The sequence below is a fragment of the Kribbella sp. NPDC048915 genome (assembly GCF_040649595.1).
In the GTDB taxonomy this organism is placed as follows: domain Bacteria; phylum Actinomycetota; class Actinomycetes; order Propionibacteriales; family Kribbellaceae; genus Kribbella.
The window spans coordinates 1-23,291 of sequence record NZ_JBEZFT010000027.1 but is presented as its reverse complement, the minus strand read 5'-3'; the positions used below and the strand labels follow the sequence as shown (position 1 = coordinate 23,291).

The following is a 23,291-nucleotide window of genomic DNA, read 5'->3' as shown; positions in this document are numbered from 1 at the left end:
CCGCCGCCGCTGCTGTCAAGCCCCCTCCCACCGAACCCCCGGCATCACGCCTACTGCTCCGCGAGGGTCCGCGGCGGCCGCTCCCCAAGGGTCCCCGGCCGCCGCCCGCAGGGGCCGGTTTGGGGAGTTCTACTGGTCATTTCCGGTATGCAGCACTCCCCAAACGCTCCCCCAGGCGCACGCCGACGCTCACCGGGTGCCCCGGCGCCGAGCCTCGTGGTACCGCCTCGTGGTACCGCCGGACCACGAGGCGGTACCGTCCGTGGTGGCCTGATGGTGCTGTGGTCATAGGGGCTTCCGGGTTTCCGCCCCACGGTGGGTTCACCCACCGTGTTGTGGGTTCCGCACTCTTCACACGGGTTGGGAACCCACAACACCATGGGTGAACCCACCGCGCGGGCACGCGCGCGGTCGTCCAGCGCGGGCACGCGCGCGGCCGTCCGGCGCGGGCGCCGACTCGGTCACCCGGCCCCAGACCCACCCACGGATCGGTCACAAGGGGCCCAATATCGGGTCCCCACCCACCACAACCCGTCCACACCCCGGCAATTGACCCGCCGCACAGGTCAGGAGCGCCCCTCGACAGCGGAGAGGTGCCGGGTGATCGCGCCTGCGTCGAACCGCCCGCCTTGCTGCCCACTCCACAACTCGGCCATCACCATCAGCACCCGGTACACAACCTGCAACGGCCCGATCGCCGCCAGTTCCTGGTCGGTCAGCGGATGGGTCGCGGCGCTCTGGTACCCCTTGATCAGTTCGGGCTTCGCCCGCGCGATGACGAGCTCCCAGGCGCGGCTGTCCGGGTGGCACAGGTCGAAGTCGATCACCCCGGCGAGACGGCCGGCGTCGTCGAAGTGCAGGTTCCAGGCGGCGAAGTCACCGTGCACGATCAGCCGCGGCAGCTCGAGCAGTCCCTCGCGCCGGACCAGCTCCTGGGCAGCACCCATCGCTCGCGCACACCGGTCCGCCAACCCGGGCCGCCGTACGCCGAGGCGCTCGACACCCCGGTCCCAGTCCTGGAACTCCCCCATCGCGCCGAGATCCGCCGCCGGCCAGAACCCGGGCCGCTCACCGAGCTCGAGCTCACGCAGATCGGCATGCAACCGCGCCAGCAACACACCACGCTCACGCTGATGAGCACAGGTCTCCTGCTGGTGAGGTTGCCCTGGGACGAACCGCGTCACGGCCCACAACCGCCCGCCGAACTCCACTGGGGCAGTCAGCGGCGCCGGCACACACCAGCCTCGCGACGCCACATGAGCGAGCACTCGCGCTTCGTAGTCCAACGATGCAGGGGTTTTCAGTACGTGGTACCGCCGCAGCACGTATCGGCCGTCACTCGTCCACACGTGCCAGTTGCCGTTGGCCGCCGACACCTCGTCACCCGCTCGGGTCGGCTCCCACCGCACCACGTCCACCCCGAGCACCCGAAGCACCTCATCCACCACGGCCATCCAGCCATCCTGGCAGCCGACGGGGATTCGTGCAGAGAAAACCTGACCCGACCATCACGGGGGAACGGCCGGGCCAGGCACTACTTATCGTACTCCTGATGACCAGGCGCGGTCTGGTAATTCGGAGGCAGGCGCGCCGCTTGCTGCCCTACTCTTTCGGCATGCGAACTCGTTCCTGAACGCGCACCACGACGTGCGCCAAGCCAAGCGTTTGACTGATCCGTTGGTTCGATCTCGGTCGCGCTGATCCCTGCCCGCACGTGCCTTCAGGAGCACCCCGCGATGCCTTCGTTCCGCTCGGCCGACCCCACCCGGACGTACTACGTCTACCGGGCGTCCTGGTCTTTTCTCTTCGCGCTCGCGTTCGCGCTGAGCCTGGTGTACTACGTCCGCGACGCCGGACTCGACCCGCTGCAGATGGTGCTCGTTGGCACCACCCTCGAACTCACCTGTTTCCTGTTCGAGGTCCCGACCGGCATCGTCGCCGACCTGTACAGCCGCCGGCTCTCGATCGTGATCGGCGTCCTGCTGATCGGCGCCGGCGTACTGCTCCAGGGTCTGGTCCCCACCTTCGTGGCGATCCTGGTCGCGCAGGTGCTGTGGGGTGCCGGCTACACGTTCACCTCCGGCGCCGATCAGGCGTGGATCTCCGACGAGATCGGCACCGATCGCGCTGCCCGCGTGTTCATCCGCGCGCAGCAGTTCGAGCTGGCCGCGAAGTTCGCCGGTACCGTCACGGCCGGTGCACTCGGGCTGATCAGCCTGCCGCTGCCGATGGTCGCCGGCGGCGCCGGAACGATCGTCCTCGGTCTGCTGCTCGCCCTGTTCATGCGCGAGCAGAACTTTCACCCGACGCCACGGTCCGAGCGGGAGACCTTCCGCCACCTGGCGGAGACGTTCAAGCACGGCGTCAGCGTTGCCCGGCAGCGTCCCGTCGTACGGACGTTGGTCGTCATCAGCCTGATCGCCGGGTTGGCGAGCGAGGCGTTCGACCGACTGTGGACGGTCAAGCTGCTCGAGTACGACTTTCCGACGGTCTTCGGGACGTCGGACCCGGCGCTCTGGTTCACGCTCCTCGCGCTGGCCGGCACGATCCTTTCACTGACGGCCTCACTGCTGCTGAATCGCTTCTGGGCCGGGCGGTTGCAGGCCTCGCATCCCACGATCGCCCTCGCCACGCTCGCGGCCGTCGACGTACTCGGCATCTTCCTGTTCGCGCTGGCGGGACCGTTGTGGCTCGCGCTGGCGGCGCTCTGGTTGCGCGACATCGCGGACACCCTGACGACGCCCGTCCACTCCGGCTGGCTGAACCGGCACATCGACTCCCGTTCGCGGGCGACGGTGATCTCGATGGTGTCGCAGACGAACGCGATCGGCCAGGTCATCGGCGGCCCGCCACTCGGCGCGTTCGGCCGCGTCTCGCTGCGCGGCGCACTGCTCGCGTCCGGGCTGATCTGGTTGCCGATCCCCGCGTTGTACCTGCGGCTCAAAGAGTCTCGCCGTACGCCCGAACCGGTGTGAGCCGTCAGTCGTCGACCTTCACCCGGACGGCAGCGCGGCGGTTGTCGTACGACGTCTTGAGCAGGCTGGCGACCGTCGTGACGAACAAGGTGCCGACGATGAAGCCGAGTGACGTCAGGATGCCGATATGTGGGAGGTGGATCGCCCCGATGTCGTCGATGTGCGAGCCGTGCAGCGCTTCGACGATGAGCTTGATACCGATGAATCCGAGGATCACCGAGAGGCCGACGTTCAGGTAGACGATCCGCTCCAGCAGGCCGCCGATCAGGAAGTACAGCTGCCGCAGGCCCATCAGCGCGAACGCGTTCGCGGTGAGCACGACGTACGCGTCCTGGGTGAGACCGAAGATGGCCGGGATCGAGTCGAGCGCGAAGATCACGTTGGCCATGCCGATCGCGGAGATCACGATCACCAGCGGGGTGAGCCGGCGGCGGCCCTCGTGCTTGGTGATCAGCTTGGCACCGTCGTAGTCGTGCGCCAACGGCAGGACCCGGCGCAGGCCGCGCAGGACCGCGTTCTCCTGGAAGTCGCTCTCGTCGTTGTCACCCTCGAGCGCCAACCGGACCGCCGTGTACACCAGGAACGCGCCGAAGATGTAGAACACCCAGCTCGCCGCCGAGATCGCCGCGGCACCGGCCAGGATGAAGACCGCGCGGAGCAGCATCGACACCACGATGCCGATGTACAGCACCTTGTCCTGTGCCAACCCCGGTACGGCGAACCGCGCCATGATGATCACGAACACGAACAGGTTGTCGACGCTCAGGCTGTACTCGGTGATGTACCCGGCGACGAACTCGCTGCCCGACTGCCCCGGACTGAACAGGAACAGGCCGAGCGCGAACAGCCCGGCCAGGCCGACGTAGAACAGCACCCACCGGGTGGCGTCCTTGATCGTCACGGCGTGGTCGCGGCGCGCAATCACGATCAGGTCGAACGCGACGATCGCGAGCAACCCGACGATCGTCAGCACCCAGACGGCAGGGGACATGACTGAAACCATGACGAACCTCCGGACGTCGGCGACAGCGTGGTCCGGAGGTCTCTCCCACCCGAGCGGCTGATCTCAGCGGACCGAAGCTCGGGCCGGCAGCACCGGTTCGGCCGCCCAGGCCTCCCGTGATGACGACGCTGCCGTGGCGGGATACTCCCCTCCACAAACGCGCCAAGTGTATCGGCGACCGATCCAATCCTGGCGTCGGATCGGTCACACCTCGCGCGCTTCGGCAGGATCGTATACCGGATACTGACTGCAAAACTAGATCGGTTACCAATATGAGACATGACTGTCTCACATGAGCTATGCTTGTCTCATGGCTGTTGATCGGGAGCAGGTATTGCGGGCCGCGGCGGGACTGTTGATGCGCAAGTCCTCCGCGACCATGGACGAGGTCGCCCGCGCGGCCGGAATCAGCCGCGCCACGCTGAACCGGCAGTTCGCCGGCCGAGACGCGCTCGTCCGCGCGCTCGAGGAGCTCGGGATCGCCGAGTGCGAGCGCGCGGCGGTGACGGCTCACGTCGACGAGGGCCCGGTCGTGGACGCCGTGCGGCGCCTGGTGCGCGAGCTCGAGCCGGCCGCCGGACTGCTCGCGTTCCTGTACTCCGAGAACCAGCTGTTCGAGGGCGACGAGCAGAACGAGGGCTGGGCACGTCTCGACGCCCGCCTGGTCGCACTGTTCCGCAGGGGTCAGGAAGCCGGGGAGTTGCGGATCGACCTCAGCCCGGTGTGGCTGACCGAGGCGCTGTACGGGCTGCTGGTTTCCGCCGCCTGGGCGATCGCTGAGGGCCGGGTCGCGCCGAACGACTTCACCGCGAACATCACCGAACTGCTGCTCGCCGGTGCGATCCGGCGGCCGGAGTAGGGGGTGCGGAAATGAAGCAGCAGGCCACACCGGCACCGATGACGCGGGCAGCACGCTGGCTCGCCCTCGCCGTACTGGTGCTCGCCGTGCTCCTGATCGCGGTCGACTCGACTGTGCTGGGGCTGGCGACACCGTTCCTGTCCGAGGATCTGCAGCCGTCGGGCAACCAGCTGTTGTGGATCGGCGACGCGTACTCGTTCGTGCTCGCCGGGTTGCTGGTGTCGATGGGCAGCCTCGGCGACCGGATCGGCCGCAAACGGATCCTGCTGATCGGCGCGACGGCCTTCGGTGCGATCTCGGTGCTGAACGCGTACGCGAACTCCGCCGAGCTGATGATCGTGGCGCGGGCCTTGCTCGGTGTCGCGGGTGCCACGCTGATGCCGGCCACGCTCGCCCTGATCCGCAACCTGTTCCACGATCCGCGCGAACGCAGCGTCGCGATCGGCATCTGGGGCGCCGCGGCGTCGGCGGGGATGGCGGTCGGCCCGATCGTCGGCGGCGTACTGCTGGAGCACTTCTGGTGGGGTTCGGTGTTCCTGATCAACCTGCCGGTGATGGCGGTGCTGGTCGTCGTCGGCGCGAAGCTGCTGCCGGAGTCGCGCAACCCGCGGCCAGGCCCGTGGGACCTGGTCAGCGTGGTGTTGTCGATGGCCGGAATGATCGGGATCGTCTACGCCATCAAGGAGTTCGCCGCGCACGGCTTCGGCTGGATCGGTGTCGCCGCGGGCGTCGCCGGGGTGCTCGGGCTCTACGGTTTCGTCCGGCGCCAGCGGCGATTGCCGACTCCCCTGCTCGATCTGCGGCTGTTCCGCAGCCGCGGGTTCAGCAGCGCCGTCATCGCGGATCTGCTCACGATTCTCGGGTTGTCGGGGCTGATCTTTTTCCTGTCGCAGTTCCTGCAACTGGTGCAGGGGCTGCGGCCGATCCAGGCCGGGCTGGCCGAGTTGCCGGCCGCGATCGGCTCGATCGTTGCCGGGTTGCTCGCCGGGCAGGTCGCGCGGCGGTTCTCGGTTCGTGCCGTCGTGGCCGGTGGGCTCGCGGCGATCGCGCTCGCGCTGGCCGCGCTCACCACGATCACCGCCGACACCGGCTACCTCCTGCTGGGTACGGCGTTGCTCGTCGTCGGGGCCGGTGCCGGGTTCTCCTTCACCGTCACGGCCGACGTGATCCTGGCCGCCGTACCGAAGGAGGAGGCGGGTGCGGCGAGTGCGGTGTCGGAAACGGCGTACGAGCTCGGTGCTGCACTCGGGATCGCATTGCTCGGGTCGATCGTGACCGGCGTGTATCGCGGGTTCGCCGGTCCCGTGGGTACGCCGGACGCGGCGCACGAATCGCTCGGCGCAGCGGTCGAGGCAGCTGCTCAGCTCCCTCCACAGGCTGCGGCCGAGCTGTTGGAGGCGGCCCGTGCGGCGTTCGCGGAGGGTGTTGCGATCGCTGCCGGGGTCGGTGCGGCCGTGCTGTTCGGCACCGCGATCGCCGCCTGGTTCCTGCTGCGCGGCCAGCAGCTCGGCACCGGTCGTCAGGTCGCCCAACGGTCGGAGCGCTGAGCCCTTCCACCTCTTCCACACAGACGAAAACCTGGGCAAAAAGTTTCCGTTTCTGTGGTTACCTCTGGGAGATTCCGGCGAATCGGAGTACAAAAGAAGTTCTGTAGGTCTTTGTCCGCCCCCTAGGCCTAGGAGGAATTTCTCATGGCCGGATTCAACGGCGAAGCGTCCTGGTTCTGTTGCGGCAACGCATGGGGACCTTGTGCGAGCACCGGTCACGGTGCCTGCGGCACGTGCAATTCCGGAAGCATGCAGCACGCGTGGCCGAACACCTCGGACGCGTGCCTGGCCATCACCCGTCCGGACCGTTGCGGGTTCACCGGCATGTCCCGGCGTACCTGCGGCTTCCGGCACGCCACCACCAACCTGTGCAACGGAAAACGGGTCGTCACCTCGATCGCGGACTGCGGTCCGCAGACCGACCTGTTCTGCGGCGAGCGCGCCTGCTGCGGCGGGACGTGCGCCGCGAACCGCCTGCTCGACCTCACGCCGGCCGCGTTCTCCGCGATCGCGAGCCTGAGCGCCGGTCTGATTCCCGCGAACATCGATGTCGGCTGAGGAGTGAGCTGAGATGACTGCAACCATGGATCGCCGCGCCCTGCTCACCCGCGCCGCCCTCGGTGCGACCGGCCTGGTCGCCGCCAGCGCGATGGGTTCGCTCGCCCCCGAGGCCGCGTTCGCCACCGCCGCCCAACTGCCCGAGCCGGGACAGCCGGACCCGAACTTCGCCGAAGGCGTGATCGTCGGTCGCAGCAAGGATCTCCTGCAGGTCCGCGGCTCCGACGGCCGGATGCACCGGATCCAACTGACCGGTGTGACCAGCGTTTGGAAACTCCGCCCGACCACGATCGACCAGGCGATGATCGGCGACGGCCTGTACGCCCGCGGCGTCCTGCTGCCGGACGGGATCCTCGCCGCCGAGGCGATCTGGGTCAACATCGTCAACCTCACTGTCTCGATCACGTCGATCGGCCGCAGCGGTGTGCAGTTCGACCACCACGGGCAGAAGGTCGTCGGCCACGTCCAGCCCGGGACCACAGCGGCCGTGTACAACGGCACGCCCGCGGTGTCGGACCTGTCGATGCTCAGGGTCGGCCGGCACGCGCAGGTGATCGGTGCCTGGCGACCGGGCACCAACGAGATCGACGTCGCGACCATCTACACGTCGAACTGACATGGGCGCGTTCGCGGCTGCTCAGCCGCTGCTGATCGGATTGCTGCTGCTGTGGTCGTCGTACGGCAAGTTCGCCGACCCGAAACAGGCCGAACGTACGGCGCTGCCGCGGCTGGTCGGCGAGTCCCGCGCAGGGTTCGCCTATCGGACCGTTGCCGGTGTCGAAGCCCTGGTGGCGTTGGCGTTGGTACTGCCACCGTTCTGGGTGATCGAGGCCGTCGCCGCGGTCGCTCTCGCGTTGGGTTTCACCGGGTTCCTCGGGTACTCCAAGATCGTCGTACCCGAGGCGTCCTGCGGATGTTTGAAGGCGTCGGCGAAACCTGTCGGTGTGCGGGCGATCGCGCGCGCCTTGTTGCTGCTGGCAACTGCTGGCGTCGCGGTCTTCGCGCCCGGTGGTTGGTGGACGGCAGGCCCGATGCTTCTCGTCCTCGTCGTCGAGGCGACGGCGTTCGCGATGCTGTCCGCCGAACTCGACCGGTACTGGTTGCTGCCGCTGCGGCGCTTCCGGATCCGACTCAGCCACCCGTACGCCGGGACCGCCTCGGACGACACACCACTCGTCGCGACCCAGCGGCGCGTGCTGCTCAGCCCGGCGTACCGCGCGGTCGACGGCATGCTCAGCTCCGACATCCACGACTACTGGGACGAGGACGGCTGGCGCTTCGTCAGCTACGCCGCCCGCTACGACGGCCACCGCGCCACCGCCGTCTTCGCCGTACCCCACCACGACGACTCCCCGGACGCCATCCGCGTAGCCGTCGTCGAGGAATCCACCGGCCTGACCCTTTACCGCCCCACCGTCCTCGCCACCACCTGAACAAGCAACTCACCGACGCCCGATCCCACCCCGTCACAATCCACCCTCACGGCTCCCGCCCCCGCTCGCCGGGGCCGGGAGCCGTTCATTGTGATGGCCTGCAGATCCGCCACCTCGCCGATCCCGCCGGTCGATGACAGTGGCGGGGCGGACCTCCACCACTCACTAACCTCGGCTGACGGCGACCTCCGTGGGCTGTTCACGCGTGGAGTGGGCCGGTGGCGCGAGGTTAGTGAGTGGTGGAGGTCCGCACTCGCACCACGATGACCGCGGTGGCGCTACGCGGCGAGGGAGTCCGGCCACCCGGCTCTCGACGGCCGGGCGGACTGTTCGCCGGGCGGATTACCGGGGGCGGCCGAAGTCGGCGTAGTGGGTGGTGCCGGTGGTGAGGGCGTCGAGGGCGAGGGTGAGGCGGCGGGTCATCGAGGGGCGGAGGCGGGAAGCTACATCGGCGAGGGTGAGGTAGTGATGGGCCCGGGCTTCGGTGGGGTCGAGGGTGAGGGTGATGTCGTCGAGTACGCCGCCGTCGAAGACGAACGCGAGCTGGTCGAACCATGGGCCTTGCGCCGGGATCCAGTCGACGACGAGGAGGCGGCCGATCGGGAGGTCGAGGCCGATTTCTTCGCGGACCTCACGACGGCAGGCATCGTACGGCGACTCGTCCGCCTTGACGATGCCGCCGGGGATGTCGAAGGTGGGTTTGTACGTCGGCTCGAGGAACAGGATGCGCCCGTCCCGGTCGCGGATCAGCGCGCCACCGGCAACGGTCTTGCGTGGCATCCGCGCCGCGATCCCCGGATTGAACTCCTGCTCCGGCACACCCTCGGCCGCGAGGTCCTCGTCTCGACTCACCGTCCCAGTCTCCCCGCCGCGACCGATTTTCGTCGGCGGGCCCTTCTAGTGTCGGACGAGAAACCCAAGGAGGTACGGCGATGCTCAGAGGGCGATCCGCGAAGGGCCACTACTTCGGTACGGTGATCGACGCACCGGACCCGCAGGCGCTCGGGATGTTCTACCACGAGGTGCTCGGGTGGGAGATCTACCGGAACGAGCCGAACGAGTTCACGCTCGCGGTGCCCGGCGACTCCGAGACGTATCTGGCCTTCCAGCCGCAGACCTCCGCGCCATGGGCGCGCCCGGTCTGGCCGGCTGTGGAGGGGCAGCAACAGATGATGATGCATCTGGATATCGAGGTCGGCGACCTGGAGGCCGCTGTCGAGCACGCCCTGGAGCTCGGCGCCACCCTCGCCGACTTCCAGCCTCAGGACACTGTCCGCGTTCTGCTCGACCCGGCCGGCCACCCGTTCTGCCTCTACACCTGACGCAGCCGGCAGCATCCCGGCGACCCCTGCGCGGCAACCTGCAAAGCCCGGACAAGCGATCGATCAGTTTTCAAGAAGCACGGCCTCCCCCGGCCTCATACGGTGTGAAGCACAGCAGCAAACACCGAGCAGAGGACATCGAGATGGCCACCACGAAGACCAGCAAGACCGCCAAGACCACGCAGTCCGCCAGAACCACGGCGCAGAAGAAGTCGTACGACGGATTCACCGCGGAGGAGCAGGCCGCGATGAAGGAGCACGCGAAGGACCTGAAGAGCAAGCAGGACCCGGCCGAGGCGCAGGCGGAGAAGATCGCCGCCATGGCCGACGCCGACCGGGTGATGGCCGAGCGGCTGAACGAGCTGATCCCGCAGATCGCGCCCGAGCTCACCCCGAAGACCTAGTACGGCATGCCGGCCTGGGCCACGAAGGACGGCAAGGTCGTCTGCTTCTTCCAGGACGCGGCCAAGTTCAAGGCTCGCTACGCGACCTTCGGCTTCAACCCGCCGGCGCAGCTCGACGAGGGCGACTTCTGGCCGACGTCGTTCGCGATGCTCGAGCTCACCCCCGAGGTCGAGGAGCAGATCGTCACGCTGGTGAAGCGCGCCGTGAGCTGACGCAGCGGCGTGACACAATCTGGCCCGTGCAGATCGGGATGCTGGGACCGTTCGAGGTGCGGGACGACGACGGAAAGGTCGTCGACGTACCCGGCGCACGGCTCCGCGGTCTCCTGATCGCGCTGGCGCTCGACGCCGGGCGGGTGGTGCCGAAGGCGACGCTGGTCGACTGGATCTGGGGCGAGCAGCCACCCGCGGACGCGGCGAACGCGCTGCAGCGGCTGGTCTCGCGGCTGCGCAAGGTGCTCCCGGTGGAGGGACACACGGACGGTTACCGGCTGCACCTCGATCCCGACGCGGTGGACGCCGTACGGTTCGAGCGGCTGGTCACCCGCGCCCGCGCCAACCCCGGACCGCAGGATGTGCAGCTGCTACGGGAGGCGCTCGGCCTGTGGCGTGGGCCTGCGATGCAGGACGTCGGCCTGACCGAGAGCGGGGCGTTCGACGCGGCGGTGACCCGTCTCGACGGACTGCGCCTGACCGCGACCGAGGACCGCTTCGACGCCGAGATCACGCTCGGCCACGGCGCGGACCTCGTCACGGAACTCACCGATCTGGTCACCGCGCACCCGCTGCGCGAACGTCTCGTCGCCGCCCTGATGCGCGCACTGGTCGCCTCGGGGCGCGACACCGACGCGCTGGGCGTGTACGAGCGCACCCGGGAGCGGCTCGCCGACGAGCTCGGTGTCGACCCCTCCCCCGAACTCTCCGCCCTGCACGTCGCCCTGCTGCGCGGCGAACTGATCCGCCGGGACGAGAAGCGCAACACGAACCTCCGGGAGGAGCTGACGACGTACGTCGGCAAGGACGCAGACCTCGCCGCCGTACGGGACCTGGTCGTCGGCCACCGCCTCACCAGCCTGATCGGACCGGGCGGCTCCGGGAAGACCCGCCTCGCCACCGAGACTGCCCGCGCGATGCTGCGCGACCAGGCCCAGGAGCTGCCCGACGGCGCCTGGATGGTCGAGCTCGCGGCGATCGGGCCGGACGGCGACGTGGCGCAGACGACGCTCGGCGCGCTTGCGTTGCGGGACGCCCTGCTCGGTGACGTACCGGAAACGGATCCAACCGACCGGGTGATCGCCGCCCTCCGCGAGCGGACGATGCTGCTGATCCTGGACAACTGCGAGCACGTGATCGAGTCGGCCGCGACGTTCGCCCATCGCGTCCTCGGCGAATGCCCGCGGCTGCGGATCCTCGCCACCAGCCGCGAACCGCTCGGCATCACCGGCGAGGCTTTGTGGCCGGTGGCACCATTGGCGCTGCCAACGGATGATGCCGACCTCGAGGACATCGAGGCGTCACCGGCCGTCCAGCTGCTGCTCGACCGTGCGACGGCCGTCCGTGCGGAGCTGACCGCGGACCGCGAAACCCTGGCCCGGATCTGCCGCGCGCTCGACGGGATGCCGCTGGCGATCGAGCTGGCGGCGGCTCGGTTGCGCACGATGTCGCCGGCGCAGCTCGCGAATCGTCTCGACGATCGCTTCCGGCTGCTGACCGGCGGCAGCCGTACGGCGCTCCCGCGGCACCGCACGCTGCGCGCGGTGATCGACTGGAGCTGGGAACTGCTGTCCGACGCCGAGCGCGCTGTCCTGCGCAGGCTTTCGGTCTTCTCGGGCGGCGCAGGACTCGAGGCGGCCGAGCAGGTGTGCGCGGGTGGCGAGGTAGAGTCGTGGGAGGTCCTCGACCTGCTCACCGCCCTGACCGAGAAGTCACTGGTGGTCGCGAAGGACGAGGGCGCACCTCGCTATCGGTTGCTCGGGACGATCAAGGAGTACGCGCAACAGCGCCTCGACGAGGCAGGTGAATCCGACCAGGCCCGCCGTACACACCTTGCGTTCTTCACCGACCTGGTGGAGCGGGCCGACCCGCACCTGCGCCGTACGGAGCAGGTGGAATGGCTGGCGATCGTCGAGGCCGAGCACGACAACATCGCCGCGGCCATGCGCGCCGCGCTCGCGGCGGAGGACGCCCGCGGCGCGATGCGGCTCGCCGCGGCCGCCGGGTGGTACTGGTGGCTGGCCGGCCACAAGGTCGAAGGCAACGAGTTCCTGCTGGCCGCACCGGCCGTGCCGGGTGAAGTGCCGGACGAGATTCGCGCCGTGGTGTACGCGTTCGTCACCGGCATCATGACGTCGGGACGGGGACGCGACCAGTACGCCGCGGAGGACTGGATCCGTAAGGCTGCCGACGTCAGCCGACGGGTCGCCACGCCGCATCCGGCCGTCACGCTGTCCGCAGCGGTGGAACGTCTGCTGGACGGGCCGGACGCACTCGTCTCCGCGTTCGAACCGCTGCTTGGCGATGACGATCCCTGGGTACGGGCGTTGGCGCGGTTGCAGACCGGCAAGATGCGGATCATGCTCGGCGACGGCAGCCGGGACGCCGATCACGCGCTCGAAACCGCGCTGGCGGAGTTCCGGGCGATCGGCGAACGGTGGGGAATCTCGTTCGCCTTGACCGAGCTCGCGGACCGGGTCGCCGTCCGCGGGGACTTCACGGCCGCATGCGAGTACTACGAGCAGGCGATCGCCGTCGCCACGGAGGTCGGCGCGATCGAGGACGTCGTACGGCTGCGGTCACGGCAGGCCGAGCTGTACTGGCTGGCCGGCGACGCGAAGGCCAGCGCTGCCGCAATGGCCGAGGCCCAGCACCTGGCCGAACGGGTGGCCTGGCCCGAGGCGCTCGTCGAGCTCACCTTGTCGAAGTCGGCGCTCGCGCGCTGGCAGGGCGATACCGACGAGGCGCGTGCGCAACTCGATCGGGCGACGACCCTGCTCGGCCGCGAGGCGGAGAGCGCGAACCTGCGCGCGACGATCGAGGACACCCGCGGCTATCTGACCGACGATCTCGACGAGGCCCGGCAGCACCGCGCAGCGGCGTACCAGGCGGCCGGCGAGGGTGGTCATCTGCCAGGGATCGCCCAGATTCTCGTCGGTATCGCGGACCTGGCGTCGCGCACCGGCCAGGACGAGCAGGCGGCGCGACTGCTGGCCGCGAGCGCTGTCGTCCGCGGCCTGCCCGATCGGTCGAACCCGGACGTGATCCGGCTCGAGGACCAAACGCGCCGTCGCCTCGGTGACACCAGGTTCACCGAGGCGACGGAAGCGGGCCGGCGGGCGAGCTGGCGTGAGCTCGCGGAGGTCACGCTCGCTTCGTGAACGTCGAGGTCGCCCAGAAGTAGCCGACCACGGCGATCCCGACGCACCACGCGACCGCGGCAACCAGGTCACCGGTCTGCGGGGCGCCGTTCAGCAGACCACGCAGCGATTCGATGATCGGCGTGAACGGCTGGTATTCCGCGAACTGCTTCACGCCGGGACCCATCTTGTCGGCCGGCACGATCGCGCTGCTGAAGAACGGCAGCATGATCAGCGGCACGGAGGCGAGTCCCGCGGTCTCCGGCGACTTCGCGAACAGCCCGAGCGCGACGGTCAGCCAACCGGTCGCGAGACCGAGCAGGACGACCAGGCCGATCACCCCCAGCCATTGCGCGAAGCTTGCCGACGGGTTGAACCCGAGCGCGAACGCGACCCCGATGACCGCGGCGATCGCGATCAGATTGGTCAGCACGCTGGCCACCACGTGCCCGGTCAGGACCGCGCCGCGCGGCACGTCCATCACCTTGAACCGGTTGATGACACCCTTGGTCATGTCCGAGTTCACCGCCGTCGCCACGGCGCCGAGTCCGTAGCAGACCGCCAGCAGGAGCATCCCGGGCGTCGCGTAGTCGACGTACGGGACGCCGACACTGAACGCGTCGCCGAGCATGTAGACGAACATCAGCATCACCACGACCGGCATCAGGACCGCATTGAAGACCGAGGTCGGGTTCCGGGTCAGGTGCTTGAAGTTCCGGCGCAGCATCACGATCGAAGGGTTCTTCGTCATGCGGTCACCTCCGCGGTGTCGTGCCCGGTCAGGGCGAGGAAAACGTCGTCGAGATCAGGGGTGTTGACCGAGAACTCGTCGGCCTCGAGCGCGTACTCGTCGAGCCGGTCGAGCAGGTTGCGGACCGACCGGGTCCCGCCGTCGCTGGGCACCCGCAAGGTCAGCTGGTCGTCGTCGCGGGTCGCGTCCGGCAGGACCCGCGCGGCCCGGTCGAGTTCGCCGAGCGAGCCGAACCGGAACCGGACATGGGTGCCCGGGATCTGCCGCTTCAGCTCGTCCGGGGTGCCCTGGGCAACCAGCCGGCCCTTGTCGAGCACCGCGATCTGGTCGGCGAGCTGGTCGGCCTCGTCGAGGTACTGCGTGGTCAGAAAGATCGTCACGCCGTCGGCGAGCAGTTCGCGAATGATCGTCCACATGGTGCGCCGGCTGCGCGGGTCGAGACCCGTCGTCGGCTCGTCCAGGAAGATGATCCGCGGGTTCCCCACCAGCGTCATGGCCAGATCGAGCTTGCGGCGCATCCCGCCGGAGTACGTCGCCGCGGGCTTGTCCGCCGCCTCGGTCAGCTCGAAGCGCTCGAGCAGTTGCGCAACCGTCGTACCGGCGGCCTTCGGGCTCAGGTCGACCATCAACTGGAGGTTCTCCCGCCCGGTGAGCAGGTCGTCCACCGCCGCGAACTGACCGGTCACCCCGATCGCGGAGCGCACCGCCTTCGCCTCGGACGCAACGTCGTACCCGGCCACGCGGACCGTACCGCCGTCAGCCTTGATCAATGTGGTCAGCACGTTGACCGTAGTCGTCTTGCCGGCCCCGTTCGGGCCGAGCAGCGAGAAGACGGTGCCCGCCGGGACGTCGAGGTCGATCCCGTCGAGCACGGTCCGGTCGCCATAGGTCTTGCGCAGTCCAGTGACCGCGATCGCCGAAGTTGTCATGCGACCACTGTCGGCGGGTGCCCTGACACCACCCTGACACGCGACCTACACGGCCTTTCCGCCGTGTCAGCGGGAGGGGTTCCGGCTCGTGTGACCGATCCGTGGCGGGTCCGGACGACCGAGCCCCGCCCCGGTACGACGATCCGCACCGGCTCGGCGCCCGCGCTGGACGCCGCGCGCGTTCCCGCACGGTGGGTTCACCCATCGTGTTGTGGGTTCCTGACCCGTGTGAAGGGTGTGGAACCCACAACACCGTGGGTAAACCCACCGTGGGTGGACACCAGAAACCCCTACGACCACGCCACACCATCACGCGCCGCACCATCACGCCACGCCGGACCACGCCACGCCACGGCACGCCACGGCACGGCACGGCACGGCACGGCACGGCACGGCACGCCACGCCACGCCACGCCACGCCACGGCACAGCACCACGCCGCACCACGCCGCACCGGCACCGTTTGCCGAACACCGCCGACCCCATCACCGTCGGCTAGATCACCGCCGGCTGCTCCCCCTCAACACGCGCGGATATCCGTTCGTACGAGGTCGGCTGCGCCGGTCGTCGTGCGGGCTGAAGACGGGGGCTTGGACAGGGTGTGGTGGGTGTGGACCGGTTATTGCTTGTCCAAGGTCCCGGGTGGGGTGCACGGTCTCGGATCGGTGTTTGCGGTCCCCGGTCTGGGCTCAAGGGCCCTCGGCGCGGGCACGCGCGGTCGTACAGCACGGTCGTACAGCATGGTCGTACAGCACGGTCGTACGGCACGGTCGTACGGCGTGGTCGTACGGCACGGGCGCCGACTCGATCGCTCAGACCCGCCCACGGGTCAGTCACGAGAGCTGGTTTCCGGACCATGCCAGTGTTGGACACTGGACCGACGACGATTTGTGAACGCGATGTCAAAGCGGGTCGGCCGGCTCCGACCTTCTCGTGAGGGCGCCGGAGGGCGGCGCCGCGAGCGGGAGGAAGCGAGCGATGGCAAAGGTACGGGTTCACAATTTCGCGATTTCGCTGGACGGGTTCGGCACCGGCGAGGGGCTGTCCCGCGAGGCGCCGTTCGGGCACGCGGGCGAGCGGCTGCACGACTGGCTGGTCGGGACGCAGTTCTTCCACGCGAGTGACGGGCGGGAGGGCGGCACGGTCGGGGTCGACAACGCGTTCGCCCAGCAGCACGATCCCGGGATCGGCGCGGAGATCATGGGCGCCGGCAAGTTCGGTCCGCCCGGCTGGCAGGACGACCCGGACTGGAAGGGGTGGTGGGGCCCGAATCCGGTGTTCCACCAGCCCGTGTTCGTGCTCACCCATCGGCCGCGCCCGTCGATCGAGATGGAGGGCGGTACGACGTACCACTTCGTCGACGCGTCGCCGCAGGAAGTGATCGAGCAGGCGAAGACGGCCGCGAACGGGCTCGACGTCCGGGTCGGCGGTGGCGCGACGATCATCCGGGACTTCCTCGCCGAGGACCTGATCGACTACGTGCACGTCGCGCAGGTCCCGATCCTGCTCGGTCGGGGGGAGCGGCTGTGGGACGGGCTGGAGGGTCTCGAGGACCGGTACGACGTCGAGACCGTGGCATCACCGAGCAGTGTCACGCACCTCACCTTCACGCTGAAGAAGCGCTGATGCCGGCCGACTGACCCACCCGGACGGCCGGGTGGGTCAGTGCCTCACCGGTACGGGTGAGTCAGAGCCTCACCGGTACGGGTGAGTCAGAGCCTCACCAGTACGGCCGGGTCCGTGCTTGACCGGTAGCTGGACGGTGGCGCGGAGGCCGCCGCCGAAGCGTGGGAGCAGGGTGAGCTCGCCTCCGTGGGCGCGCGCGATCGTGTCGACGATCGCCAGGCCCAGGCCGACGCCGCCATGGTCGCTGCGGGCCCGTTCGGCGCCGCGCTGGAACGGCTCGGTCAGGGTCCGGACCGTGCTGAGCGACAGCTCTCGACCGGTGTTCTCGACGGTCAGCTCGACGGTGTTCTCGTCGGTGTTCGCACGGGTGCCGGTGGTGATCCACACGGTGCCGGCCTCGGGCAGATTGTGGACGATCGCGTTGTGGACCAGGTTGGTCGTCAACTGCAGGAGGAGGGGCCGCGAGCCCTGGACCATCGTGACGTTGCCGGAGACGTGAACGGCCAGACCGCGCTTCTCGGCGAGCGGCAGCAGGGTCTCGACGGCCTCCTCCACCAGCAGGGAAAGGTCCACAGGCTCCGGCGTGAACGAGCGCTGATCGGCGCGGCTGAGCAGCAGCAGCGCCTCGGTCAGGTCGATCGCCCGGTTGTTGACGACGCGGAGGCGGTCGACGAGGGCCCGGTTGTCGCTGTTCAGGTCGTTGTGCGCGACGTCGAGCAGCGTCTGGGTGATCGCCAGCGGCGTCCGCAGCTCGTGCGACGCGTTGGCCGCGAACCGCTGCTGCTCGAGGACCTTCGCCTCCAGCCGCGCCAGCATCGTGTCGAACCCGTCGGCGAGCTCCCGAAACTCGTCGTTGCGTCCGCGCAGCTCGATCCGGTGCGACAGCGACCCGGTCGCGGCCAGCCGGGTCGCCTCGGTGATCCGGGTCAGCGGCGCCAGCATCCGCCCGGCCAGGATCCACCCGCCCGCCAGCCCGAAGACCAGCAGGACCAGCATCACGATCGCGGCCCGCGGCGCGAACGTCCGCAGCAGGACGGAACGGATCGGAAAGACGTCCCCCTGCAGTCCGTCGGGCACGATGAGCATCGCGCGGTCGGGCACGTACCGCAGCAGGAAGACCCACACGGCCGCCAGCAACAAGCCGCCGGCCAGCATCAGGAAGCCCGCATAGCTGAGGGTCAGCTTGAGCCGGACGCTCATCCCGGCTCCCTATCCACGCGCCCGCCCTGCCTCTCCGACCGCGGCGTCGTCGGACTCCGCGGTGCTGATGCGGTAGCCGACGCCCGGGACGGTGGTGATCAGCCACGGTTCGCCGAGGCGTTTGCGCAGCGCCGAGACGGTGATGCGTACGGCGTTGGTGAACGGGTCGGCGTTCTCGTCCCAGGCCCGCTCGAGCAACTCCTCCGCGCTCACCACGCCGCCCTCGGCCGCCATCAGCACCTCGAGGACGGCGAACTGCTTCCGGGTGAGCGCGACGTACCGCCCGCCCCGGAAGACCTCGCGCCGGAACGGGTCCAGCCGCAGCCCGGCGATCTCCCGCACCGGCGGCCGGTTGTGGGCGCGCCGCCGGTCGAGGGCCCGCAACCGGAGGACGAGCTCCTGCAGTGCGAAGGGCTTGGTCAGGTAGTCGTCCGCCCCGAGCTCGAACCCGGACGCCTTGTCGTCCAGCCGGTCCGCCGCGGTCAGCATCAGGATCGGCATACCGCTGCCGGAGGCAACGATCCGCTGCGCGATCTCGTCCCCCGACGGACCCGGGATGTCGCGGTCCAGGACGGCGATGTCATAGGTGTTGACGGCAAGCATTTCCAGCGCGGTCTCGCCGTCACCGGCCACGTCCGCGGCGATCGCTTCCAGGCGTAGGCCGTCCCGAACGGCTCGCGCCAGCTCTGGTTCGTCCTCGACGATCAGCACCCGCACACTGTCGATGGTACGAGGCGGGACATATCGCCGGTGTATCGAAAACCGGATACGCGCTCGCAACCTGCTCTTCTTTTGACTGAGCGCATGTCTGTCAACGCACCAGACCGTACCGCATCCCGCCGGAGGCGCAGGTCGCTGCGCGCGGCCCTCGTGGTCGCCAACGTGGCGATCCTCGGCGTGTTCATCCACCAACTGTTGGCGTTGCCGTCGATCTCGACCAACTCGGTCACACTCGGGGTGCCGGACGGCGCGATACCCGACGGGACGACGGTCTTCGACGACCATGTCGCCGGCGTCGCCAACCTCGATCCCGCGCTGCTCGAGGCGGTCCGCCGGGCCGCGACCGACGCCGGGCGGGACGGGATCACGTTCTACGTCAACAGCGGCTGGCGAACGGCGGCGTACCAGCAGAGTCTGCTCCGCGAGGCGGTGGCGAAGTACGGCTCCGAGAAGGAGGCTGCTCGCTGGGTCGCCACGCCGGAGAAGTCGCCACATGTCGCGGGGCAGGCCGTCGACATCGGCCGGACGGACGCGACGCGGTGGTTGGCGCGGAACGGTTCCCGGTACGGGTTGTGCCAGATCTACGACAACGAGCCGTGGCACTACGAGTTCCGCCCGGAGGCGATCAGCGGCGGCTGCGCACCGCGGTATCCCGACCCGACGCACGACCCGAGGATGCAGGGGTGAGGCTGACCGTCACGCCGATCAGCACGGCGGAGCATCTGGCCTACATCGCGACCCAGCGGTCGGTCAGCTTCCTCCAGACGCCTGCCTGGGGTGAGGTGAAGACCGAGTGGCGCAGTGAGTCGCTCGGTTGGTACGACGGCCCGCGACTCGTCGGCGCCGGACTCGTCCTGCACCGCCCGGTCCCGCGCCTCGGCACCACGTTGGCGTACCTGCCCGAAGGCCCGTCCATCGATTGGGCCGGCGATCTCAGCAGCTGGCTCGATCCACTGGCGACGTACCTCAAGGCCCATGGCGCGTTCGCGATCAGGTTGGTGCCGCCGGTGCGTACGCACACCTGGAGCGCCGCCGTCGTCAAGGCTGCTGTGGCGAATCCGGAGGTCCGGCGGCTGACCGAGCTGCCTGGCTGCGCCGACCCAATCGGTGCTCGCGTAACGGAACAACTCCTTCAGGCCGGATGGTTGCCGCAGAGTCCGGATGACGGTTTCGGTGTCGGGCAGCCGCAGTTCAAGTACGAGGTACCGCTCGCCGGCCGCACCGAGGACGACGTACTCGCGGGCATGAACCAGCTCTGGCGGCGCAACATCAAGAAGGCTGCGAGAACTGGTGTCGAAGTCACCGTCGGGGACGATCTAGCGGCCTTTCACGAGCTGTACGTACACACCGCTGCACGTGACCACTTCACGCCGCGGCCGCTGCCCTACTTCGAGACGATGTTCAGCGCGCTGCGTGCCGAGGATCCCACACGTCTGTCGCTCTACTCGGCACATCATCAGGGTGATCTCGTCGCCGCGAGCATCCTGGTCCGCGTCGGTGGGCGCGCGTGGTACTCGTACGGCGCCTCCGCAACGGCGAAGCGTGACGTCCGCGGCTCGAACGCGTGCCAATGGGCGATGATCCGCGACTCCCTCGCGGCCGGGTGCGACGTGTACGACCTCCGCGGCATCACCTCGACGCTCGACGCCAACGATCCACACGTCGGGCTGATCCAGTTCAAGGCCGGCCTCGGCGGTCAAGCGGTACGGTACGTCGGCGAGTGGGATCTGCCGCTCCGACCGGTGCTGTACCGCGGATTCAGCCTGTACCTGAGGCGGCGAGGGAAACGGCTCAGGACAACTTCGGTGGGGTCGTTGACATGACCTACGCAGCAAGGATCGAAGCTCCTTCGGTCGAAGGACTGACAACTATCGCAGTGTTCGGGTGCGAGCCGGACGAGGCCGCGGTGTTCCGTGAGTTGGCAGGACCCCTGCGGTTCGTTCCGCTGCTGACCGCGGACCCCGTCGAGGTGATCAACGTCGATCTGGCGGCCGGGAGTCGGTGCATCAGCATCGGTCACAAGACGCCGGTCACGCGCGGCACGTTGCGGGCGCTGCGTCGCGCCGGTGTGCGGTACATCTCCACGCGGAGCATCGGCTGCAACCACCTCGACGTGAAGTACGCCGAGCACCTGGGCCTCCGGGTCGAGAACGTCAGCTACTCCCCCGACAGTGTCGCGGACTTCACGGTGCTGTTGATGCTGATGGCGATCCGTCACATTCGGTCGATTCTTCGGCGTACGGACGTCCACGACTACCGTTTGGACGCGGTCCGCGGCCGGGAACTGCGGGACCTGACCGTGGGCGTCGTCGGGACGGGGCGGATCGGCACCGCGGTGATCGATCGACTGCGCGGTTTCGGGTGCCGGGTGGTTGCCTACGACAAGTATTCGGGCGATCTCGAGGCGGTGTTGCGGCAGAGCGACGTCGTCACGTTGCACACACCGCTGACCGCCCGGACGCATCATCTGCTCGACCGCCGGCGGATCGCTCAGCTCAAACCCGGCGCGTTCGTGATCAACACCGGACGCGGCGGTCTGATCGACACGCCGGCGCTCGTGGACGCCTTGGAGGGCGGGCGCTTGGGCGGCGCCGCTCTCGACGTACTCGAAGGCGAAGAAGGGATCTTCTACGTCGACCGCCGGCACGACCCGATCGACAACGACCTGCTGCTGCGCCTGCACCGCCTGCCCACCGTGGTGATCAGTCCGCACACCGCCTACTACACCGACCACGCACTCCGCGACACGGTCGAGAACTCCGTCCGCAACTGCCTGAACTTCGTGAAGGAGCATCATGGATAAGGTCAAGCTCGGCATCCTCTTCGGCGGCGAATCCGAGGAGCACGGCGTCTCCGTCAAGTCCGCCCAGGAGATCGCCAGGAACCTCGACCTCGCGAAGTACGACCCGTACTTCATCGGGATCACCCGCCACGGCGCGTGGAAACTCTGCGCCGGTCCTGCTGCGGATTGGGAGACCAGCGCATCGACGCCGGTCGTGCTGTCGCCGGATCGCAGCGTGCAGGGCCTGCTGCTGCTCGAATCCGATCGGCTCGGATCGCGAATCCGGCATGGTCAGTACCGGACGGTCAACCTGGACGTCGTCCTGCCCGTTCTGCACGGCAAACGCGGTGAGGACGGCGTGATCCAGGGACTGCTGGAGCTGTCCGGGATTCCGTACGTCGGGTGCGGCGTGCAGGCCTCCGTGCAATGCATGGACAAGTCGCTCACCTACACCGTCGCTCGTCAGGCCGGTATCGCGACGCCGAACTTCTGGCTCGTCACGGGTGAGCTCGATCCGGCCGAGTTGCCTTATCCCGTGTTCGTGAAGCCGGCGCGCTCCGGGTCGTCCTTCGGCGTCGGCAAGGTCACGCGCGCCGCGGGCCTGGCTGCGGCGATCGAGACCGCGAGCCGGTACGACGGGAAGGTCCTGATCGAGGAGGCGGTCGCCGGCAGCGAGATCGGCTGCGCGGTGATGGGCAACGAACTCGACCTGATGACCGGCGAACTCGACCACATCGCGCTGACCCACGGATTCTTCAAGATCCACCAGGAGGACTCGCCCGAGACCGGCTCGGAGAACTCGACGCCGATCGTTCCGGCCGACATCCCCGAGTCCGCTCGAGTGCTGGTTCAGGAGACGGCGCAGGCGGTGTACGCCGCGCTCGGGTGCAGTGGGCTCGCTCGTGTCGACATGTTTCTCACACCGGACGGTCAGGCGGTGCTCAACGAGGTCAACACGTTCCCGGGCATGACGTCGTACAGCCGCTATCCGCGGATGATGGCGGCGGCCGGCGTACCGCTCGCCGAGGTGATCGACCGACTCGTCACGCTGACTCTGACCGGGAAGCTCCGATGAACGGCGACTTCGTTTTCGTGGACGAGGCGGTGCCGGGGATCCGCTGGGACGCGAAGTACGCGACCTGGGACAACTTCGTCGGCACGCCGGTCGACGGGTACCTGGTGAATCGCATCGTCGGGACCAGGGCGCTGTGCGCGGCGCTGGAGGTCGCTCGCGCGAAGGCGGCGGCGCGCGGGTTCGGGCTGCTGCTGTGGGACGGGTACCGCCCGCAGCGCGCCGTGAACCACTTCCTGCGCTGGTCGGAGGAACGCGAGGACGGGCGGACGAAGCAGCGTTTCTACCCGAACATCACCCGCGCGTCGATGATCTCCTCCGGGTACGTCGCCACGCGGTCGGGCCACAGTCGCGGAAGCGCCGTCGATCTGACGCTGTACGACCTGACGACCGGCGACCTGGCCGCGATGGGCGGCGGCCACGATCTGATGGATGTCCGCTCACACCATGGCGCTGCGGAGCTCTCGCCTGACGAGGCACAGAACCGCCTGCACCTGCGGACCGTTATGGAGTCCGCCGGCTTCGAAGCCTGCGCCCACGAGTGGTGGCACTACTCACTACACGACGAGCCCCACCCCACGACGTACTTCGACTTCCCCATCACGTCCTCGCTCTGACCCGGACCTCGCGCGACGGCGGGTTGTTTCGCCGCCGGCGTGCTACAGAGCCTGTTGAGTTTTGGTGTGGGGTGCTGGGTTGGGTCAGGGGTGGGCGGTGCCCACCCCTGGGTCAGGTGGCTGGTTGGAGGGTGTGGGTGC

The 23,291-nt window shown here is 68.8% G+C and carries 23 protein-coding genes; 16 read left to right on the top strand and 7 right to left on the bottom strand.

All coding sequences use genetic code 11. The features are described from left to right. Positions 1–566 precede the first annotated feature (566 nt). A complete protein-coding gene (locus tag AB0B82_RS16535) occupies positions 567–1,454 on the bottom strand; it encodes a phosphotransferase (RefSeq protein WP_360168223.1) in 888 nt (295 codons plus the stop codon). 282 nt (positions 1,455–1,736) lie between these two features. Between AB0B82_RS16535 and AB0B82_RS16530 the strand changes: the two genes are divergently transcribed. Beyond that, a complete protein-coding gene (locus AB0B82_RS16530; RefSeq protein WP_360168220.1) occupies positions 1,737–2,975 on the top strand; it encodes an MFS transporter in 1,239 nt (412 codons plus the stop codon). Between the two features lie 4 nt (positions 2,976–2,979). Here the strand turns inward: AB0B82_RS16530 and AB0B82_RS16525 are convergent, their stop codons facing one another. Then, positions 2,980–3,966 carry a TerC/Alx family metal homeostasis membrane protein gene (locus AB0B82_RS16525; RefSeq protein ID WP_360168217.1) on the bottom strand — a complete coding sequence of 329 codons (987 nt, stop codon included), beginning with the start codon at positions 3,964–3,966 and terminating at the stop codon, positions 2,980–2,982. 322 nt (positions 3,967–4,288) lie between these two features. Between AB0B82_RS16525 and AB0B82_RS16520 the strand changes: the two genes are divergently transcribed. The 5 genes from AB0B82_RS16520 to AB0B82_RS16500 all read left to right on the top strand — a co-directional run bounded on the left by AB0B82_RS16520 (position 4,289) and on the right by AB0B82_RS16500 (position 8,375). Beyond that, complete coding sequence (locus tag AB0B82_RS16520; protein WP_360168214.1) at positions 4,289–4,837, top strand: helix-turn-helix domain-containing protein; 549 nt, start codon at positions 4,289–4,291, stop codon at positions 4,835–4,837. Between the two features lie 11 nt (positions 4,838–4,848). Continuing rightward, positions 4,849–6,384, top strand: coding sequence for an MFS transporter (locus AB0B82_RS16515; protein ID WP_360168211.1), 1,536 nt, complete (start codon positions 4,849–4,851; stop codon positions 6,382–6,384). A gap of 249 nt (positions 6,385–6,633) precedes the next feature. Further along, positions 6,634–6,942, top strand: a complete 309-nt coding sequence (locus tag AB0B82_RS16510; protein ID WP_360168208.1) for a hypothetical protein — start codon at positions 6,634–6,636, stop codon at positions 6,940–6,942. Positions 6,943–6,955: 13 nt separating this feature from the next. Then, positions 6,956–7,558 carry a cell wall protein gene (locus AB0B82_RS16505; protein WP_360168205.1) on the top strand — a complete coding sequence of 201 codons (603 nt, stop codon included), beginning with the start codon at positions 6,956–6,958 and terminating at the stop codon, positions 7,556–7,558. Position 7,559: 1 nt separating this feature from the next. Beyond that, positions 7,560–8,375, top strand: coding sequence for a MauE/DoxX family redox-associated membrane protein (locus AB0B82_RS16500; RefSeq protein ID WP_360168202.1), 816 nt, complete (start codon positions 7,560–7,562; stop codon positions 8,373–8,375). Between the two features lie 342 nt (positions 8,376–8,717). On the opposite strand, the gene AB0B82_RS16495 is transcribed toward AB0B82_RS16500, so the two are convergent. After that, positions 8,718–9,227, bottom strand: coding sequence for an NUDIX hydrolase (locus tag AB0B82_RS16495; RefSeq protein WP_360168199.1), 510 nt, complete (start codon positions 9,225–9,227; stop codon positions 8,718–8,720). Between the two features lie 80 nt (positions 9,228–9,307). Between AB0B82_RS16495 and AB0B82_RS16490 the strand changes: the two genes are divergently transcribed. The 4 genes from AB0B82_RS16490 (at position 9,308) to AB0B82_RS16475 (ending at position 13,475) form a co-directional block, all read left to right on the top strand. After that, a complete protein-coding gene (locus tag AB0B82_RS16490; RefSeq protein ID WP_360168196.1) occupies positions 9,308–9,697 on the top strand; it encodes a VOC family protein in 390 nt (129 codons plus the stop codon). 143 nt (positions 9,698–9,840) lie between these two features. Beyond that, a complete protein-coding gene (locus AB0B82_RS16485) occupies positions 9,841–10,101 on the top strand; it encodes a hypothetical protein (RefSeq protein ID WP_360168193.1) in 261 nt (86 codons plus the stop codon). Between the two features lie 6 nt (positions 10,102–10,107). Further along, the gene (locus AB0B82_RS16480; RefSeq protein WP_360168190.1) at positions 10,108–10,314 is read left to right on the top strand and encodes a hypothetical protein; all 207 of its coding nucleotides are present in this window, start codon (positions 10,108–10,110) and stop codon (positions 10,312–10,314) included. A 26-nt stretch (positions 10,315–10,340) separates the two neighbouring features. Beyond that, on the top strand, positions 10,341–13,475 hold the full coding sequence (locus tag AB0B82_RS16475) for a BTAD domain-containing putative transcriptional regulator (protein ID WP_360168187.1): 3,135 nt from the start codon (positions 10,341–10,343) through the stop codon (positions 13,473–13,475). Here the strand turns inward: AB0B82_RS16475 and AB0B82_RS16470 are convergent. After that, positions 13,459–14,205 carry an ABC transporter permease gene (locus AB0B82_RS16470; RefSeq protein ID WP_360168184.1) on the bottom strand — a complete coding sequence of 249 codons (747 nt, stop codon included), beginning with the start codon at positions 14,203–14,205 and terminating at the stop codon, positions 13,459–13,461. The two genes, AB0B82_RS16475 and AB0B82_RS16470, sit on opposite strands and share 17 nt — an antisense overlap. Further along, positions 14,202–15,134: an ATP-binding cassette domain-containing protein gene (locus AB0B82_RS16465; RefSeq protein WP_360168181.1), complete on the bottom strand. Its 933-nt coding sequence runs from the start codon at positions 15,132–15,134 to the stop codon at positions 14,202–14,204. Before AB0B82_RS16465 ends, AB0B82_RS16470 begins: the two co-directional genes overlap by 4 nt. Before the next feature lie 977 nt (positions 15,135–16,111). Here AB0B82_RS16465 and AB0B82_RS16460 point away from each other — a divergent pair. Next, a complete protein-coding gene (locus tag AB0B82_RS16460; protein WP_360168178.1) occupies positions 16,112–16,759 on the top strand; it encodes a dihydrofolate reductase family protein in 648 nt (215 codons plus the stop codon). Between the two features lie 69 nt (positions 16,760–16,828). Here AB0B82_RS16460 and AB0B82_RS16455 read toward each other — a convergent pair whose 3' ends face one another. Together AB0B82_RS16455 and AB0B82_RS16450 are read right to left on the bottom strand one after the other, a co-directional pair. Next, complete coding sequence (locus AB0B82_RS16455) at positions 16,829–17,959, bottom strand: HAMP domain-containing sensor histidine kinase (protein WP_360168175.1); 1,131 nt, start codon at positions 17,957–17,959, stop codon at positions 16,829–16,831. A 9-nt stretch (positions 17,960–17,968) separates the two neighbouring features. Continuing rightward, a complete protein-coding gene (locus AB0B82_RS16450; RefSeq protein WP_360168172.1) occupies positions 17,969–18,676 on the bottom strand; it encodes a response regulator transcription factor in 708 nt (235 codons plus the stop codon). Between the two features lie 87 nt (positions 18,677–18,763). Here AB0B82_RS16450 and AB0B82_RS16445 point away from each other — a divergent pair, with 87 nt between their 5' ends. Genes AB0B82_RS16445 through vanX form a run of 5 tightly spaced genes read left to right on the top strand, consistent with a single transcriptional unit; the run spans position 18,764 to position 23,150 of the window. Next, positions 18,764–19,366: a M15 family metallopeptidase gene (locus AB0B82_RS16445; RefSeq protein WP_360168169.1), complete on the top strand. Its 603-nt coding sequence runs from the start codon at positions 18,764–18,766 to the stop codon at positions 19,364–19,366. Next, positions 19,363–20,502, top strand: coding sequence for a peptidoglycan bridge formation glycyltransferase FemA/FemB family protein (locus tag AB0B82_RS16440; protein WP_360168166.1), 1,140 nt, complete (start codon positions 19,363–19,365; stop codon positions 20,500–20,502). Before AB0B82_RS16445 ends, AB0B82_RS16440 begins: the two co-directional genes overlap by 4 nt. Further along, positions 20,499–21,482, top strand: coding sequence for a D-isomer specific 2-hydroxyacid dehydrogenase family protein (locus AB0B82_RS16435; RefSeq protein WP_360168163.1), 984 nt, complete (start codon positions 20,499–20,501; stop codon positions 21,480–21,482). Before AB0B82_RS16440 ends, AB0B82_RS16435 begins: the two co-directional genes overlap by 4 nt. Next, positions 21,475–22,536 (top strand): D-alanine--(R)-lactate ligase, encoded by a 1,062-nt coding sequence (gene vanA / locus AB0B82_RS16430; RefSeq protein WP_360168160.1) that lies wholly within the window; start codon positions 21,475–21,477, stop codon positions 22,534–22,536. Before AB0B82_RS16435 ends, vanA begins: the two co-directional genes overlap by 8 nt. After that, positions 22,533–23,150 carry a D-Ala-D-Ala dipeptidase VanX gene (gene vanX, locus AB0B82_RS16425; RefSeq protein WP_360168157.1) on the top strand — a complete coding sequence of 206 codons (618 nt, stop codon included), beginning with the start codon at positions 22,533–22,535 and terminating at the stop codon, positions 23,148–23,150. Before vanA ends, vanX begins: the two co-directional genes overlap by 4 nt. The last annotated feature ends 141 nt before the right edge of the window (positions 23,151–23,291 follow it).